This is a genomic window from Ralstonia mojiangensis, assembly GCF_023955645.1.
GTDB classification, from domain to species: domain Bacteria; phylum Pseudomonadota; class Gammaproteobacteria; order Burkholderiales; family Burkholderiaceae; genus Ralstonia; species Ralstonia mojiangensis.
This window is the reverse complement of sequence record NZ_JAMXHU010000001.1, coordinates 1044869-1060870: the sequence shown is the minus strand read 5'-3', so window position 1 is coordinate 1060870 and position 16002 is coordinate 1044869. Positions and strand designations below refer to the sequence as shown.

Annotated in this window: 15 protein-coding genes and 1 pseudogene; 10 read left to right on the top strand and 6 right to left on the bottom strand. The window is 60.1% G+C overall.

The window, feature by feature from the left end; translation table 11 throughout:
• The first annotated feature begins 29 nt into the window (after positions 1-29).
• Together NG898_RS05050 and NG898_RS05045 are read left to right on the top strand one after the other, a co-directional pair.
• Positions 30-797 carry a hypothetical protein gene (locus NG898_RS05050; protein ID WP_252691329.1) on the top strand — a complete coding sequence of 256 codons (768 nt, stop codon included), beginning with the start codon at positions 30-32 and terminating at the stop codon, positions 795-797.
• A 98-nt stretch (positions 798-895) separates the two neighbouring features.
• A complete protein-coding gene (locus NG898_RS05045) occupies positions 896-1987 on the top strand; it encodes a DUF3800 domain-containing protein (protein ID WP_252691328.1) in 1092 nt (363 codons plus the stop codon).
• Positions 1988-2069: 82 nt separating this feature from the next.
• Here NG898_RS05045 and NG898_RS05040 read toward each other — a convergent pair whose 3' ends face one another.
• From NG898_RS05040 to NG898_RS05025, 4 genes are all read right to left on the bottom strand, one after another.
• Complete coding sequence (locus NG898_RS05040) at positions 2070-2531, bottom strand: phage terminase small subunit P27 family (protein ID WP_252691327.1); 462 nt, start codon at positions 2529-2531, stop codon at positions 2070-2072.
• Between the two features lie 554 nt (positions 2532-3085).
• Positions 3086-4060 (bottom strand): hypothetical protein, encoded by a 975-nt coding sequence (locus NG898_RS05035; RefSeq protein ID WP_252691326.1) that lies wholly within the window; start codon positions 4058-4060, stop codon positions 3086-3088.
• A 209-nt stretch (positions 4061-4269) separates the two neighbouring features.
• Complete coding sequence (locus NG898_RS05030; RefSeq protein WP_252691325.1) at positions 4270-5361, bottom strand: helicase RepA family protein; 1092 nt, start codon at positions 5359-5361, stop codon at positions 4270-4272.
• Positions 5358-5888 (bottom strand): toprim domain-containing protein, encoded by a 531-nt coding sequence (locus tag NG898_RS05025; protein ID WP_420803685.1) that lies wholly within the window; start codon positions 5886-5888, stop codon positions 5358-5360. Before NG898_RS05025 ends, NG898_RS05030 begins: the two co-directional genes overlap by 4 nt.
• Here NG898_RS05025 and tssK point away from each other — a divergent pair.
• Both tssK and icmH read left to right on the top strand, forming a co-directional pair.
• A complete protein-coding gene (gene tssK / locus NG898_RS05020; protein WP_289812953.1) occupies positions 5798-7114 on the top strand; it encodes a type VI secretion system baseplate subunit TssK in 1317 nt (438 codons plus the stop codon). The two genes, NG898_RS05025 and tssK, sit on opposite strands and share 91 nt — an antisense overlap.
• Positions 7111-8307 carry a type IVB secretion system protein IcmH/DotU gene (gene icmH, locus NG898_RS05015; protein ID WP_252691322.1) on the top strand — a complete coding sequence of 399 codons (1197 nt, stop codon included), beginning with the start codon at positions 7111-7113 and terminating at the stop codon, positions 8305-8307. Before tssK ends, icmH begins: the two co-directional genes overlap by 4 nt.
• Here icmH and NG898_RS05010 read toward each other — a convergent pair.
• A pseudogene (locus tag NG898_RS05010) lies at positions 8294-9007 on the bottom strand (Clp protease N-terminal domain-containing protein); the annotation flags it as partial. The gene icmH and the pseudogene NG898_RS05010 overlap by 14 nt on opposite strands.
• 458 nt (positions 9008-9465) lie before the next feature.
• Here NG898_RS05010 and NG898_RS05005 point away from each other — a divergent pair.
• The 6 genes from NG898_RS05005 to NG898_RS04980 are packed head-to-tail and all read left to right on the top strand — an operon-like array spanning position 9466 to position 15453.
• Positions 9466-10023 (top strand): TagK domain-containing protein, encoded by a 558-nt coding sequence (locus NG898_RS05005; RefSeq protein ID WP_252691321.1) that lies wholly within the window; start codon positions 9466-9468, stop codon positions 10021-10023.
• Positions 10024-10036: 13 nt separating this feature from the next.
• A complete protein-coding gene (locus NG898_RS05000) occupies positions 10037-10873 on the top strand; it encodes a type VI secretion system accessory protein TagJ (RefSeq protein WP_252691320.1) in 837 nt (278 codons plus the stop codon).
• The gene (gene tssE, locus NG898_RS04995; RefSeq protein WP_252691319.1) at positions 10866-11387 is read left to right on the top strand and encodes a type VI secretion system baseplate subunit TssE; all 522 of its coding nucleotides are present in this window, start codon (positions 10866-10868) and stop codon (positions 11385-11387) included. The genes NG898_RS05000 and tssE overlap by 8 nt, the downstream gene beginning before the upstream one ends.
• A 4-nt stretch (positions 11388-11391) precedes the next feature.
• Positions 11392-13272, top strand: a complete 1881-nt coding sequence (tssF, locus tag NG898_RS04990) for a type VI secretion system baseplate subunit TssF (protein WP_252691318.1) — start codon at positions 11392-11394, stop codon at positions 13270-13272.
• A 2-nt stretch (positions 13273-13274) separates the two neighbouring features.
• Positions 13275-14318, top strand: a complete 1044-nt coding sequence (gene tssG / locus NG898_RS04985; RefSeq protein ID WP_252691317.1) for a type VI secretion system baseplate subunit TssG — start codon at positions 13275-13277, stop codon at positions 14316-14318.
• A 40-nt stretch (positions 14319-14358) separates the two neighbouring features.
• Positions 14359-15453, top strand: a complete 1095-nt coding sequence (locus NG898_RS04980) for a type VI secretion system protein TssA (protein WP_252691316.1) — start codon at positions 14359-14361, stop codon at positions 15451-15453.
• 55 nt (positions 15454-15508) lie between these two features.
• On the opposite strand, the gene NG898_RS04975 is transcribed toward NG898_RS04980, so the two are convergent.
• On the bottom strand, positions 15509-15979 hold the full coding sequence (locus tag NG898_RS04975) for an Lrp/AsnC family transcriptional regulator (RefSeq protein WP_024975461.1): 471 nt from the start codon (positions 15977-15979) through the stop codon (positions 15509-15511).
• Between the last annotated feature and the right edge of the window lie 23 nt (positions 15980-16002).

Below are 16002 nucleotides of genomic sequence, written 5' to 3'. Positions count from 1 at the left end.
TATCAAGCTTGAAGCAGCGATGGCCGACAATGGAACTGCCAGAGAAGTTCTATGCATGCGGTGGCATTCTCTTGGCTCTTCCTTTGATGGCAATGCTGTGTCCGGCCCGAGGCCTGCTGCTCATAGACCTTGCGGCAATGCCCACGCTCCTTTGTTTCGTTGCGGGCTACCTGACGTGGTGGACCCCGAAGTTCATGCGCGTATGGCAGTCCAATATTGGGCGTGTCCCGCTCGTCTTACTAAATGGAACACTTCTGCCGCTATGCGGTGCCCTGGGCAGGATTGTTGCGAGCAAAGCGACCGGCTTGCCGGCACAGGCGCTAGACCTTACCGTCGGCCTCCTGGCGATTCTTTCCTACCCCGTTGTTTGGGGAATATTCTTCTTTTTGTTTATCGCTGTGGGGGCATTCGTCAGCATTGTTGTTGCAATGACGCTGTCCACATCGGTTCATTTTTTTAGGACCATGATCTCTCTTGTCTTACCGTGGAGGAGGCAAACGGGTGGACCTGGATGGATTGATCGCTTGGCCAACCATGGTTTTGGCGGTTTGGTGGCCGCAATGCTGGTCGCGGGGGCGGTGGCTGCATATAGCAACGGCCTCTACTCCGAGCGGCTTATAAGGTTGCTGGCCTATAGGTTGGATTTCGGGTACGCGGAGAAGTATCCGCTCGTGGACCATACTCGCCCCATGCGCCTGTTAGACAACCAATACGCCGCATATGCCGAGTTCAAAGACTGGGATGTGGAGTTTGCTGTTGTGAAGCTTGTGGAGGAGCCAGCGGCGAACAAGCATTGAGCGCTGCGGCACAGAGCGCGAGCGCAGAACAACAGTAGGTCTGCTTGGTATGCGGGTTACGCGACAACAACTTTGCCTATCACACCGGGGGAACTGTAATGGCACAAAGCGAGCTGCCTGTTGTGTTCTGCGATGAGGCGGGAAACAGCGGCCCTGCATTGTTGGACCCCAATCAACCCGTGTTCGTCTTGGCGTCGCACAACTATTCCGAGGAGGAGTGCGACCAGCTTCTGGCAAACGTCAGGTCCAGCCAAGGTGGTGAGCCCAAGTTCTCGACACTCCGGAAAAGCGACAGCGGCAGAAGGCGCCTCGTAGCGTTCTTTGAACAACCGGCGTTGTCACCGGATCGTATCGTCTGCACCCTTGACCACAAGAGATACGTCATTGTCGCCAAGATTGTTGATGTGCTGATCGAGTACGTTGCTTATCGCGATGGCCTGGATTTGTACGCGCGCGGCGCCAATATTGCGCACGCAAACGTCATGTACCACGCGATGCCGGTGCTCTTTGGTGAAAAGGCGTTTGGTGGGATCACGCAAGGTTTCGTGAAGATGATCCGCGAACCGACACGGGAGAACATCGACCGTTTTTACTATTGGGTCGAGCGGGCGTTCAATGGCACCAAGCGCGACAGTCGCAACATGCTCGCACCTATCCTCGTGTCGCGGCGATACATCGATGAAATACTGAAATCAAATACGCGCGGCTCAATTGATCCTGCGGTCCACAGCTTCGTTAACCACTGCATCACGTGGGGCGACAATCGGTTCAAGTCCGACTTCCGGGTCGTTCATGATCGGTCCAAGCCGCTCTTCGCATCGCGGGACATCTTGGCTGCGTTTATGGACGCCAGCGTTGAGCCGGAGACTATCGGTTACGACAGACGAACATTCACCTTCCCTCTTCGGGCGCGGGAACTGCAATTTGCCGACTCGCATAACTCAGTGCAACTTCAGGTAGCAGACTTGATCGCCGGTGCCGTTATGGCTTTCGGCGCGCACCGGGCAAGCGGCACGCATGACGATTTAGCACCGACCCTTGGCGCAGTCGGTATCGAGAGGTTTGTCACAGATTGTCTTTGGCCCTCGCTGGCGGTGACTCCTGAAGAACTCGGCACAGAGAAGGTTGGTGGGATCAACATGGTTGACCACGTGGCGGCGCATCTGACGGCCCGTGGAGTGGTTCGCTAGATAGCGTCGAGACACGCCGACCGCCTCACTTGTCACCATACTCCGTCAAAAACCGCCCTTTGCAGGCAACCAGCCATACCCGCTACTGCTTGCCCTTTACTAAGTCCGCAAACGGGTTCTTGTTTGCGCCGGGTTTGGCTTTCGTCACGCGCGAACGGCTGCTAGGCGTCATGCCGAATTCAATCAGCATCTTCGTCATCTGGTCGAACGCTTTGTTGGCAATGGACAGATACGGCGATTGAATCGGGTAGCCGCTGGGTGCTTTCACAACCAAACCAAGCTTCGCAAGCTGTTCGTTGGCATGTTTCCAGCGAACAAACGCCTCGCAGTAGAGCGCCAGGGCAGGCGCGTCCATGACGGTCAGCACTTGCGCATCCTCAAGCTGCTTTGCGATCAGGGGCCAGTGCTCAGCCGCCAAGGGTGAGAGCCAGTCAGGTGCATCTGCGCCGGCCTGCGGTGTCGGTTCATCTTTCGGCAACGCGCGCTTGCCGGGGTTGCCACGCACGATTTTCAGCGCTGTAGGTGTCGGTTTTCGACCTTTCATGATGTGCTTACCCCCTCATCCAGAAACGCGGTGGTGAAAATTGACGCTCGGCAGCGGTCCTCGGCCCTTGCCCCCGAGGGATTAAGCTCCCCCTCCCCCTGTCATCCTGCCCGGCTGTGCGGCCGGATGCGGGCCGCCATCGAACGATCAGAAGCGCGCCGCAACAGCCCCACCCACTCGAACACGATACGCTCAACACGCGTTCTAGCGCGTCCTATCGGGTTGTGCCAATTGCACGCGTCCGAAGCCGCCTTCTTCGCGGCCCGTCTTGCGATCGTTGTGCGCCTTGTACATCGATTGCCAGTTGCGCAGGTTCCCGCACTGGGCCTTGCAGCCGCCATGCCGCCCCACGTCATCAACAGTCGACACAGAGGCGTGCGGTCTTGCCGAACACACATCCAGGCTGCGCATAGAGGATGGTCAAGAAGGAATGCTACGCCGATGCGCTGCGCACCTTGGTGGAAAGCCCTTGCAACTATGGATCGGTCATCACAACTGGGCCGCGCATATAACCACGCGGCCCCATACCCGGGGGGATTCAAGATGGCAATGGACTACCGCCGGGGCCAGAGCAGCGGCACCCGCACCCCGTCGGACAGCAGTACATCTTCTTCAATGCAGAGCGACCCGCCTTTCGTAATGACGCTGCGCTTGGTACCTGCGCCATTGGACTCGGGTTTCGAGACACGCGCCGCCGGCGGCTTCTGAGTGACAAAGGAGCGCTTCACAGCGGCAGCTTTCACGGGGGGCGCTTGAACGGCCTGTTGCTGCTCGGATTGCGGTTTGTCGCCCGCCTCGCACAAGCCGTTGTCCTGCAAGACTTCGAAAAACTTGAGGCGTTCGCGGCTCAACGTCACCGCACCGTTCTCATCGAGACACGGCGTCGGCAGGGAGAAGCGTTCCAACATCGGCTGCAACTTGTGCGTCCATGCCGTCAAGCGTTCGGACACTTCGGCGCGGCTCAACGGGAGCAGCGTCATGGCATCGATGTCCGAGAGAGCGGCCTGCAAAGCATCCCTGAGTGCAGTCACCTCGCCGAGGTTGCTTTCGTACCGAACATCACGCTCACCTGCCCAACTGCTCTGCGCGATGGTGGTGATTTTCCCGAGATGCCTCAGCTTGTCTTGGGCATCATCCAGATAGCAATAGAAGTCGTCCAAACGCGTGTCGCGAGAATCGCGCAATGCTTCCCGCAACTCTGCGGCTTCGGCGGCTTTCGCCATTTCGGTAGCATAAAGCGCAGCGCTTGCGTCCCGTTCTGCCTCACGCATCGACCGCAGATTGGCTTCGGCCACGTCTACTGCGCGAACGGCTGCTTGGTGCGTCACGCCTGCGTTCTGGATGCCCTTGTCATGCTTCGCATCGATGGCGTCCAGGCGGACACGCAGTGCCTTGCGTTGATCGATGCGTTCGCTCTCAGCACGCTCGAAAATCTTAGCCGCTTCCGGCGACTCCATGAACGTGCGGATAGACGCTTCATCCTGTTTGGTGAAGTCGGCCCGGTCGAAGAATTTCCTGATTTCAAACATGTCTATCTCCAATAGATGCGCGCTGGGCGCGGGGTTTCGTTGCAGTTCCTTATTCGCGTCTCTCAGTTCATTGGTCGCCCTCCGGTTCTCGTTTCCTGTTCAGCGGGTACGTTTGGGTACACCCCTAAAGGGTGGTGTACCTAAACGTACCCTCCATCGCTGGGTACACCAGAGGTACACGTACCCAAACGTACCTTTGTGTACCTCGTTCATTTGGCTGCGGTAGCGATGCACACCATGCCGGCGGCTTCGTTAACCGCACGCGCCGCAACAAGCGACTGAATGGCTCGATATACGGGGCCTTTCTCATAACGGCCCGCAAAGTGTTTAACCACGGTCCCTTTCTTGACACCGCCCGTTTGGGCTGCCAAATACTCGAATACCGCTGCTTCGACAGCACCCAAGCGCTTGCCGACAGGCTTTTCCGGGGCATCGGCAGGCACTACAACGCAGGACGTTGCGGGGTCACCCCACTTCGTAAAGCCGAGTGCAACCGATTGGAGCTTGAACCCGATGCGTTCGCCCTTCGTAGCCAAATCGCGTTGTTTGGTGATTTCCGCACAGCGGCCGGCAGCTACTTCTGTGACCTCGATTTCGGTATCTACGGCAGCGCGCATCCCGCTCCAACCACGCGCACCTGCGGCGGTGTCTTTCCCGCAGTGATGAACCAGCATGACATGCGCATTGCATTCAGAACGGATGCGGTCAACGTGACGAACGACAACGCTCATGTCTTGCCCAACGTTCTCGTTCGCGCCAGCGCTAAGGCGGGCCAGCGTGTCGCCAATGACGAGTTGAACGCGTTGCCCGATCCGCGCCTCCAGGCAACGCACCGTTTGGATGACTGCGTCGGTGTCTGCTTCGCCGTTGAACAGATCAATGGGGCTCTGAACGATGGCGAGGTTCGGCACCTTGATGCCGTAATGTTTCTGATAAGCCTGAAGGCGACTGCGAACCGAGGCGGGCGATTCAGCGGCCAAGTACACGACAAGGCCTGGCTCTGTCTTGCGGCCCATCCATGACGTACCGCGAGCCACTGCGGCAGCCATATCAACCACCATGAATGTCTTGCCTGCATTGGAGTCACCGAAGAGCATGCTGCTACCGCCAGTCGTCAGGACACCTTGCAGAATCTCGTCGGCAGGCGTGAAGGTGCCGGACAACTCGTGAGCAAACACCACGTCCAGGCACGGTTCCTCCGTGGTCGCTTTAGCGAGGAAATTGGTGTTGCTCGTCGGCGGCACAACGATGCGTTGGGCGTTCTCAACTACCTCGCGGATACGCGTGTGTTCGGTGGTCATGCCGCCACCCCCGCAATCACGTCATTGAGGTCGTTTTGCTTTTGCCGCGTCACGAACACTTCCGCGCCGGTACCGGCCCAGCGCTGTGCGCACGCATCTGCGCCAGCAATGCCCGCAGGGTCGTTGTCCTTGGCAATAACGAGACATTCGATACCGGGCAGTACGGGAAAGACAGCCAAATTGCCGGCATCGATGCAGGCCCACACAGGCGCGTAGGCCCATGCCAAGCTCAGTGCCGTCTCAATACCTTCAGCGACACCCAGGCCGGTCGTTACAGCTTCGTCGGGCCACAGGCGAATCACGCCGCCTTGCTTGCGATGGCCGCCCAACAGCAAACGCGGCGGGTCAATGTCGGCTTTGCTGCCGTCAGCCTGAATCCACGTGCGATGCAGGCTCAACGCCTGCCCTGTCGCGGCATCGGTGATCAGGCCGACCAATGCGGGGCCAACGTGCCCGGTCGGATGTTTCAGGGAGCCCGAACACCAGGCAGAAGTACAGCGCCAAGCGCGCCGCTGCCTTGAGCCCATTCTTTTGGGGCTTTCATCATTTCGCGATCGACACCGAATCGCTCGCGCTCGGCAAACTAGTCGTCTCGGGTGCCGCCGGCATTTTTCAGGACGGCACGCCGTTCGAAGCGCCAGCCCACGCCAAGCTTCCCGCGCCGCTGGCATTGCGTCACGAACACCTGAACCAGACCATCTACCTGGCCGTCCCCATTCGCACGCCGAATACCGAAGAAATCACCTTCGACGAGGATGCCCAGGATTCGCTGGCCCGCTATCGCAGCTTCGAGCAGGACCTGCTGGACGCTAACTCCATCGGCCAAGGCCCCAAGCTTGTCCAACTGGGCGATCTGCGCCTACGTCTGTTGCCCGAGAAGGAATTGACCGAGTCCTGGCTCGGCATGCCACTTGCCAAGGTCACGGAAATCCGTGCCGACGGCAGCGCCCGCTTGGACCCTGCGCTCATCCCGCCCGTCAACGTCTACACCGCCAGCGCCTTGCTCCACACGTGGCTTGCAGAGGTGCATGGCCTGCTGCGCCTGCGCGCCGGCGCCATGGCAGAGCGCCTGACCGCCTCCAGCACGCGCGGCGGAGATGCCGCAGAAATCTCCGAATACCTCATCCTGCAACTGTTCAACCGCGTTGAGCCGGGGCTCGCCCATATGCTCAACGCCAAGAGCGCCTCGCCCGAAGCGCTCTATGTTGAACTGACTGCGTTTGCAGGAGAACTCTCCACCTTCGTGCGCACCGCAACCCGCCGACCCGTGGAATACGAAGCGTACCGGCACGACGAACCACACACCTGCATCAAGCCCGTCGTGGACGACTTGCGTGTCCTGCTCAACGTCGTGCTGGAGCGCAGCGCGCAGCGGATCGAGCTACGCAACCAAGGCAACGGCGTGCAGCTGGCCGTGTTGGAGCCGTCCGAGTTCAGCCGCTTTAGCACCTTTGTGCTGGCCGTGGGCGCCCAGTTGCCATCAGACACGCTGCAGCAGCAGTTCCCCGCGCAAGCCAAGGTCGGCCCAGCCGAGCGCTTGGCCGAACTTATTCGCTCGCACCTGCCTGGGCTCCCGCTGCAAGCTATGCCCGTGCCACCGCGCCAGATTCCATTCAACGCCGGTCAGGTGTATTTCGAGTTGGATCAGGACCACCCGCTCTGGGCGCAGGTACAGCGTTACGGCGGCTTGGCGCTGCACGTGGCCGGCCAATTCCCGGAATTGCGGCTTGAACTGTGGGGGGTACGTCAATGAGCGCGCCAACGACAGCCGGTGCACTCAAAACGGCCGAACCGGCACAGGAAGCCCAGGAGCAGGCCACCGAGACCGTGCCTACGCATTCAACGCAGGCCGCCAACGAGCCGCGCCAGATCAAACGCAAACCAATCGAGCAACGCGTCGAGAAAGCGCTGCAGCAGGTCAATCCATTGCTTTCCGCAGCAAGGCCCTTATTGCGCGCACTGGCGGACATGCCTGCCGATTTGCGCATCGATCAGGCCGATCTCCTTAAGAAAGTCCTGGTGCAAGAACTGCACGACTTCCAGGCCGTTTGCGAACGTGCTGGCATCCGTGCAGAACATACTCTCGCGGCACGCTACAGCCTGTGCACGGCGCTGGACGAGGCCGCCCTGAGCGCATCGTGGGGCAGTCGAAGCAACTGGGCGAGTGAGAGCTTGCTGATCAAGTTGCATGGTGAGCACGAAGGCGGCGAAAAAGTCTTCCACGTGTTGGGCCGACTGGTGGACAGCCCCGAAGAACATATCGATGTCATCGAGGTGATCTACTACCTGCTCGCGTTGGGCTTCGAGGGCCGCTACGGCAACATGACCGATGGCGACCGGCAGCATCTGGTTATCCGCCAGCGCCTCTACGATCTGATCCGCAAGCATCGCGGCGCCGTCCCGCGAGAACTCGCATCGAACCTGAACGTCGCGCCTGCGGGGCGGTTCACCATCATCCGCACCATCCCCATCTGGTTGAGCGCCACCATTCTGGGGCTGGCCGCATTTGGCCTCTTCGCTTGGTACAAGTACCAGCTGTCGCTACGCGCGCATGACTTGGAGCAACAGATCCACGCCATCGGCCAGATCACGCCTCCACCGCCGCCCAAGGCCCCCTCGTTGCTTCTGGCCGAGCTGCTCAAAGACGAAATCGCCCGTGGCGTGGTGACGGTGAACGAGGACGCCAAGCACAGTGCCGTCATTTTCCGTGGCGACGACATGTTTGCCGCTGGCCACGCCGACGTCAACGCCAAGGTGCAGCCGCTGCTGGACAAGGTGGCTGCCGAGATCGCCAAGGTACCGGGCAAGGTGACCGTCACTGGCCACAGTGACAACCAACCCATCCGCACCGACCGATTCCCCTCGAACCAAGTGCTGTCGGAAGAGCGTGCCGTGCACGTCTCCGAATACCTCGCCAGCAAGGGCGTCGCGCAGCCTCCCCGGTAATCAGCGGATTGTTCTGACGGCGGCGCAGCAGAATGTCCGTCATGGTACGGACTTCGTGCTCGCGGCCGATGACGGGGTCGAGACGGCCGGCGCGGGCGTCTTCGGTCAGGTCTCGGCAGTACTGGGCCAGGGCGCTTTTGCCCGAAGCGCCGGGAGACATGGCTTTGTTGGCCTCACCCGGGACCGCCGGTGCGAGGTCGCTGCGGTCGTAAGCGGCTTCGGTGCTTTCGGCGGACTGCGCAACCAGGGCGGGAATGGTCTCTACCAGATCGTCCGCACGCACTTTCGCAAACTGGGGCGAGATGCCCAGCACCGTCCGGCGAAGTTCTGGGGTCTTAAGCAGTGCGGTCAGCAGATAGGCACCGCGCACGCGGTCGTCTGCAAACGCCAAAGTGGCGTAGACCCAGGCGCGCTCAACGGCGGATTCGATCTGGAACGAGAAGTCGCTGATGGACGTGGCGCCGGCGGGCAACGCTGACAGTGCGCGAGCAAGATCGGACTCCAGAACCTGGAGGTCTGCGCCGGCATGGCGCAGCAAGCGCTGCATGTCTCCGTCTGCAGCCTGCAGTAGTTGATGCAGCCAGTGCACGAGTTCGACGTACGGGTTCCCGCGCAGCTTGCAGAAAGCAGTAGCGCTCTCAATCGCCTTGAAAAGCGTCGGATTCAGCCGACCAAACAGTGCCTGACGTGAAATGTCCATACGTTCTTATTTATAGGTCTAGCCCGCATCGCAATGCAATGCAATGCAGCCGATAAAATCACTCCCTTTATTTATGCTATTGGATGAAAACAAAACAAATCAACCGAATGAATTCTCTAAAAATAGGCACAACTATTTACATTCAATGATTCGCTACATACCCACTGTAACCAGGAGTCTCACCAACCCATAACGCTCGTAAAAGCTTAACCAATCCCACCCCCTCCGACACCAATAGCACAAGCTTTTACAGATACAAATGCCGAAGCCATTGACTAAATCAGAAATACCCATGACAACCAATTTAATATGAGAACAAAAACAAACCAAATCACCAATTACATTTAATTCTGACTTTCAAAATCATAAGATCATCTTCTTTGTGGTGTATTCCTCTATTCGATGGTTTGCGTCTATGATCGGCGCCGTTTTGCTGAGAAAAAGTGGGCGCGGACATCATGAGCAACCAGCAATGCCATTCTTCAACGGGTGGAATCCTCGACGACTTGGTGCCAACAAGTGAAGCTTCCCCTTGGAAGGCTTGTGTGGATGACCCGTTCTCGACCCTGCGTGCCAATAGCGCGACGCCCCTCCCCACTCTGCCGAATGCAGCGATTGAATCCATTGATGTGCTGGCGTTGCTCAGCCGTGAGGCCGCCGCCGTACTGCGCAACCCCGAGCGCGCAATGGCCAACTGGCATCTGGCATCGCCCAAAAACAAGCTTGTGCAACCTGCTGGCCACACTGATGACCCAATGGCAGCAGGCGCCTCCGCCCAAGACGCGAGTCTGTTGGATCTACTGGTAGGCCCAGCACGGATCGAAAGTCTGATCGCCGGACCCGATTCTCTCGACAGCGCATTGTTTGCGGCGCCCGCCATGCCGGACGTGCTGCACCTCTTTGCGGGTGACATTCCCATACCCGAGCGGCGTGGCATCACGGCACCGCTGACCAAGCGTGAGCATCACCTGGTGTCGATGGATAGCGCTTATCACCCTGCCCCGGCACAACCATAGGACCCGTACTCCCATGACGACTGATACCTCGCTCTTGCAGCCTGCCTCTACATCTGGTCTGGCAGCAGCTTTACGGCACAGTGGTTCGGTTGCCCAAGCGCTGCAGAATGCTGAGGTGCGCGTGCGCCAGCAGCCTGGCGCGTTTGCCGAGCGTTGGCAGTTGTTCCAGTGGTTGTGCGTGATGGGAGATTGGCCGCGCGCGCTCACGCAATTGCAGGTGGCGACACAGTTGACACCGGACTTTGCGCAGACGGCACACGTTTACCGAAACTTGATCCGGGCCGAGGTGTTCCGGGCTGATGTCATCAAAGGCGCGGTTGAGCCGGGAGCGCTGTTGCCATCTCCAGACTGGATGACGCCGCTTTGCAATGCGCTGGCGCTCGCAGAGGCGGGGGACACTGACGGCTCAGATCACTACCGGCAGCAAGCGCTGTCCGAGGTACCGAACAGCAGTGGCGCGTTCGATGGTTCGCGGTTTGACTGGATTACGGACAGTGACACGCGCTTCGGCCCAACCTGCGAAATCGTTTCCGGTGGCCGGTATACCTGGCTGTCATTTGCGCAGATGCGCAAGCTCGAGATGGAGCGGGTGACTGGTTTGCTGGATCTGGTTTGGCGCCCCCTCACGGTGACGTTGGTGGACGACACGGTGAGCCGTGGCTTTACGCCGGTGCGCTATCCGGGCTCCGAGCGCGGTAGCGATGCGCTCCAATTGGCGCGTGAGACTCATTGGTCGGAGGTTGGCCAGACTGGCATCGTCGCGCGAGGCCAGAAAACGTGGATGACCAGCGCGGGTGACGTTGGGCTGCTGGACGTGTCGACGCTGATCTTGGACGACGCCGATGAGTGAATACCGCGTGCCCCGGCGCCCCAATGCACAACTGCTGCCGACGCTGTTTGATCGGCTGCGCGATGATGCGCCGCTGCGTCAGACCGAAGCCCCGGCGGAATACACCATGACGCGCACGCAGATGCGCGAGATCATTCAACGCGATCTGACTTACCTGCTGAACACCACCAACCGCGAAGACGAAATCGACCGTGTTCAGTACCCGGAGGCAGCTGCGTCGGGCGTCAATTACGGGGTGCCACCGGTTGCCGGCTCGTATATGTCGGGACACAAGTGGGCCGACATCGTGAAGATTGTGCGGCGGGCGATTCTGGACTTTGAGCCGCGACTCATTCCGGGCTCGCTGGAGGTCAATCCGCTGCGCAAGGAAGACGCCCCGATGCGCTACAACATGCTGGTGTTCGAGATCAGTGGGCTGGTCCACATGGACCCATATCCGATGGCATTTACCGCACAGAGTTCGCTGGACCTGGAAACCGGCCGGATGAACGTCCGCTCTATTCACGCCAACTGACGCCATGGACCCGCAACTGCTGGATTACTACAACCGCGAGCTCGTCTACATGCGCGAGCTGGCGGGCGAATTCGCCAAGCAGCACCCCAAGGTGGCACGGCGTTTGGGGATGCACGGCATCGAGGTGGCCGATCCGTATGTAGAACGGTTGATCGAGGCGTTCTGCTTTCAGACCGCACGCACGCAGATTAAGCTGGATGCGGAGTTTCCGCGCTTTACTCAACGTCTGCTGGAAGTCATCTATCCCAACTACGTGGCGCCGACCCCCGCCATTGCTGTGGCGCAGTTCCACCCCAGCTATCAGGAAGGGGGATTGATGCGCGGCATGGCGGTGCCGCGCGGCACGATGCTGCATGCGCGGGCGCCCGCCGGGGAAGCCACGGAATGCGAATTCCGAACGACACAATCACTGTCGCTGTGGCCCATTGAGATTGCCGAGGCACGCCTTACGGGCATTCCGCCCGACATCCAGGGGCTGGAGCGCTATGTGCCGTCCCATGTGACCCTTCAAGGTGCGCTACGCCTTCGGCTGCGACTTCATGGCGAAGGCACCTTTTCTCAGTTGGATGGTTTGGATACGTTGCCAATCCACCTGTGCGGCAATGATCAAATTGCATCCCACCTGTTCGAGCTGCTGCACAGCGCGGGCTGTGCCGTACTGATTGGCAAGCCGGGAGCCATGGGCGAGCGCTTGCATGCCGTAACAACCAACGCCGTGAGCCGTGTCGGCATGGCTTCCGAAGAAAGTGCACTGCCGCTGGACTGGAACAAGTTTCACGGCCACAACCTAGTGCACGAGTACTTTGCGTGCCCGCAGCGCTTCTATTTCTTCGGGCTCAATGGCCTCGCGCCAGGCTTGCGCAGCATCAACAGCCGAGAAGCCGAGCTTGTTGTGCTGCTCTCGAAATCTCCACAAGCACTGGTCAACCAAGTGGATGCAGGGCAGTTTGCGCTCTTCTGCACCGCCGTCGTCAATCTCTTTCCGATGCGTACCGACCGGATGGAGATTCAGCCCGGGCGCACGGAATTTCACTTGGTAGCAAGCCGCCGTCGCCCGCTGGACTACGAGATCTTTTCGGTCCAGACCTTGTCCGGGCAGGCGCACGAACATGCCGCAGCGATCGAATTCCGGCCGCTCTTTGCGACCCTCAATCGCGATGAAGGCAACCACGGGCGATATTTTTCGGTGCGGCGCGAGCGGCGGCTGGCCTCTAACCATGCTCGCAAGTACGGAACCCGGACGGCGTATACCGGCACAGAGGTCTTCGTTTCTCTCGTGGATCAAAGCGAAGCGCCCTACCGGAACGATTTGCGATACCTCTCGGTCGCCGCGATGGCCACCAATCGGGACTTATCGAATCTGGTGCCGCGCAATGGCTTCAACGATTTGCGCTCGCCGGATTCGATTCCGGTGACAGCTGTGGGGTTGATTCGGCCACCGTCTGCGCCGCGCGCGCCATTTGCTGAAGGCGAAATGGCTTGGCGGTTGATCCGCCAGTTGGGATTCAACTATCTCTCGCTGACCGACCTGGATCACCGCGAAGGCGGACAGGGCCTGCGCGACATGCTGCGCTTGTTCGTGGCCAGTGATGACGCAGCCCAGTTACGCCAGATCGACAGCCTGATTGGCTCGAAGGTCAAACCGGTCACCCGACGGCTACCGGGCAGCGGCCCCATCATCTACGGCCGTGGTGTGCAGTGCCAGTTGACAGTGGACGAGACTGGGTTCTCGGGTATCAGCCCGTATCTCTTTGGGATGGTGCTCGAGCAGTTCCTGACCCGGCATGTGTCGGTCAACTCGTTCACAGAGACAGAGTTGCACTCCATTCAGCGTGGGCGCGTGCATCGGTGGCCAGTACGCATGGGCACACGGAGCACGGTGTAGCTATGTATCGAGGCTTTGGCGACAGCACGCCACCGACAACTGGCTCACCGACCACGCAAGCGATCCCTGCAGCGCAAAGCGAGCCCTGGCGGTTGAGCTTTTTGGGCCTGTTACGTCAACTCGCAGCGCATCGCCCCGATTTGCCACCGATCGGTCAAGCAAGCCGACCGCAGGACGAGCATTTCCGGATTGGACAACTGGCATCACTGACGTTTGCACCGCGCGAAATCGCACAGCTGCGGCAAGTGCAGGGCAAGCTCAAGATCCAGCTATTCGGGCTGGGCATGTTGGGGCCAAATGGCGCTTTGCCGCTTCACTTCACAGAAATCGTGCGGGAGCGCACGGAGGCACATCGCGACAGCACCACGGCGGATTTCCTCGACCTGTTCCATCACCGGGCACTGACGCAGTTCTATCAGGCATGGGCGCATTCACAATCAACGGCCGGGCTGGATCGCCCAGACGCCGAAGTGTTCTCGCGCTATATCGGGTGGCTGGCCGGGTGCGACACAGCCGAGATCGCAGGAAGCCCGTTGCCACCGCATGCGCGGTTGGCCGCCAGCGCGCACCACGTGCGTGAATCGCGCAGCCCGGATGGCATTGCTGCCACGCTGGCCCATTTCTTTGGCGTACCGGTGCGCCTTGATGAGTTCGTGCTGCATTGGATCGCGGTTGACCCGGATGAGCTTTCTCAGCTGGGGCACCCGGGCCCGCCCAGCGTGATGGGACAAGGCGCCATGCTGGGCGAGATGGTGCCAGATCGACAGCACAAGTTTCGGCTCGTCATCGGGCCGTTGAACCTGCAGCAGTATCTGAATTTCACGCCCAATGGACGGGACCTGCCCGCGCTGATCGAGTGGGTGCGTTCGTTCGTTGGCTACGAGTTCGTGTGGGAAGTTGAGTTGCAGGTGATTCCTGACGCCGCTCCGCCAGCCGTGCTCGGCTCATCGGAACGCTTGGGATGGTCGACGTGGCTGGGCGAGCCCGACCGTAGCCGCGCCATTACCGGCATGGTGTTCGAGCCGGAGCAGTACGCGAAGCACTGAGTTGCTCCATCAACAACTCCCCGTCCATCGAAATGACCACATGGCGGTGGCGCAATGGCCGCCGCTTACCCATCACATGTTCTTCAGTAAGAAAACCAAAGATGCGCAGCTCGCGCCCCCTGCCCTGATCTTTCCCGAGCTGTTTGAGCCCATCTCCGAAGCGCATCCGTGCGGGAGCGATTTGGAATACGACCCCGATTTCGTTCTTCTGCAAAGCAAGGTCACGCCTAAGCAAGATGCGCAGTATGGTGATTTTGTCAGCCCTCCCGACGCAATCAACTGGACGGAAGTGGAGCGAGACTGCCGTCGCCTGCTGCAGCGCACGCGGGATATTCGTATCCTCGTCTTGCTGGTGCGCTGCCGGGTCCGGTTGGACCAGGCAATTGGGTTGCGGGACGGGCTGTGCATTCTGTCTCGATTGCTAGAGACATGGCCGGAGACCATCTACCCGCAAGTGGTGGTGGACGGTGAGCCGGACCCGGCCGTGCGTGCTAACGCGCTGGCCGCCTTGGCCGACCCGCAGGGGCTGATGCAGGACGTGCGCGATCTAGTGATCTCAACCAACGGCGTGTTGCGCCTGCGAGTGCGCGACGTCGAGCGATCATTGGGCACTCCACGCGCAGCAGATGCGTTGGCACCCGAGGCAGTGCAGCACCAGCTCCACGAACTGCGCAAACAAAACGACGCGGTACTGTCCGCCCTGGACGAGGCCCAAGCCTTTGCGTCGTCGATCGACTCTTGGGCGCGACGCCACCTTCCGGACGACTATCCTGACCTGGGCACCTTGTTGCGACTACTGGATGCGGTGACGGGTGCGGCGCCACCGGCAGCACCTACTGTGATTACGCTTCCGGCCTCGGAACGATCGCCGGCCGTCTCACAAGGCTTGATGGGCACCACCATCGAGGGCCCGGTAGTAACGCCGCTTGATAGCACCTCAACTGAGCCCGTCATGGACCGTAATACCGCCCTTGCCTCCATTCAAGCCGCCCGGATCTGGTTTGAGGTGCACGAGCCGAGCAGCCCTGTGGCGCTTCTGCTCAAGCAAGCCGAACGGCTCACCGGCAAGCGCTTTGATGAAGTGTTTCAGGCCATTCCGGCGGAGCTTGTAGAACGCTGGATGCGGGAGCACTGACGAGCCCCACGTTCAGCCGCGATACAACCACCCGACTGGCGCGCCACCCAAGCCTTCAATCCCCCTGCCCCACATCCCGCACCGGCAGCGCGGTCGAATACTTGATCTGCTCCATCGAAAACGATGAACTCACATCCGACAACGGCACGGACTTGATGAGGTGTTTGTACACGCGGTCGTAGTCTTCGATGCCCGCCACCGCAACACGCAGCAGATAGTCCATCTCGCCGCTCATCCGGTAGACCTCCACCACCTCGGGCATATCGCGCACCACTTGCGTGAAACGCTGCGCCCATTTCTCGGTATGTTGATCGGTGCGTACGGCCACGAACACCGTGGTGCCGACGCCCAGCTTGCGTGCGTCGCACAGCGCCACCTGGGCGCGGATGACGCCCGTGTCCTTGAGCCGCTGCACCCGCTTCCAGCACGGCGTTTGCGAGAGGTTCACGCGCTGCGCCAGCTCTGCGATGGGCAGCGTCGCATCGGCCTGCAACAGCCTCAGTAGTTCGCGGTCAATGGCGTCCATTTCGGCAGAGAAAATTTATTCTA

What these genes read in the sequence shown, in the direction of transcription:
- NG898_RS05050 (WP_252691329.1), top strand. Translation starts at nt 30, where the DNA reads ATGGAACTGCCAGAGAAGTTCTATGCATGCGGTGGCATTCTCTTGGCT.
- NG898_RS05045 (WP_252691328.1), top strand. Translation starts at nt 896, where the DNA reads ATGGCACAAAGCGAGCTGCCTGTTGTGTTCTGCGATGAGGCGGGAAAC.
- NG898_RS05040 (WP_252691327.1), bottom strand. Translation starts at nt 2,531, where the DNA reads ATGAAAGGTCGAAAACCGACACCTACAGCGCTGAAAATCGTGCGTGGC.
- NG898_RS05035 (WP_252691326.1), bottom strand. Translation starts at nt 4,060, where the DNA reads ATGTTTGAAATCAGGAAATTCTTCGACCGGGCCGACTTCACCAAACAG.
- NG898_RS05030 (WP_252691325.1), bottom strand. Translation starts at nt 5,361, where the DNA reads ATGACCACCGAACACACGCGTATCCGCGAGGTAGTTGAGAACGCCCAA.
- tssK (WP_289812953.1), top strand. Translation starts at nt 5,798, where the DNA reads ATGCGGGGCCAACGTGCCCGGTCGGATGTTTCAGGGAGCCCGAACACC.
- NG898_RS05025 (WP_420803685.1), bottom strand. Translation starts at nt 5,888, where the DNA reads ATGGGCTCAAGGCAGCGGCGCGCTTGGCGCTGTACTTCTGCCTGGTGT.
- icmH (WP_252691322.1), top strand. Translation starts at nt 7,111, where the DNA reads ATGAGCGCGCCAACGACAGCCGGTGCACTCAAAACGGCCGAACCGGCA.
- NG898_RS05005 (WP_252691321.1), top strand. Translation starts at nt 9,466, where the DNA reads ATGAGCAACCAGCAATGCCATTCTTCAACGGGTGGAATCCTCGACGAC.
- NG898_RS05000 (WP_252691320.1), top strand. Translation starts at nt 10,037, where the DNA reads ATGACGACTGATACCTCGCTCTTGCAGCCTGCCTCTACATCTGGTCTG.
- tssE (WP_252691319.1), top strand. Translation starts at nt 10,866, where the DNA reads ATGAGTGAATACCGCGTGCCCCGGCGCCCCAATGCACAACTGCTGCCG.
- tssF (WP_252691318.1), top strand. Translation starts at nt 11,392, where the DNA reads ATGGACCCGCAACTGCTGGATTACTACAACCGCGAGCTCGTCTACATG.
- tssG (WP_252691317.1), top strand. Translation starts at nt 13,275, where the DNA reads ATGTATCGAGGCTTTGGCGACAGCACGCCACCGACAACTGGCTCACCG.
- NG898_RS04980 (WP_252691316.1), top strand. Translation starts at nt 14,359, where the DNA reads ATGGCGGTGGCGCAATGGCCGCCGCTTACCCATCACATGTTCTTCAGT.
- NG898_RS04975 (WP_024975461.1), bottom strand. Translation starts at nt 15,979, where the DNA reads ATGGACGCCATTGACCGCGAACTACTGAGGCTGTTGCAGGCCGATGCG.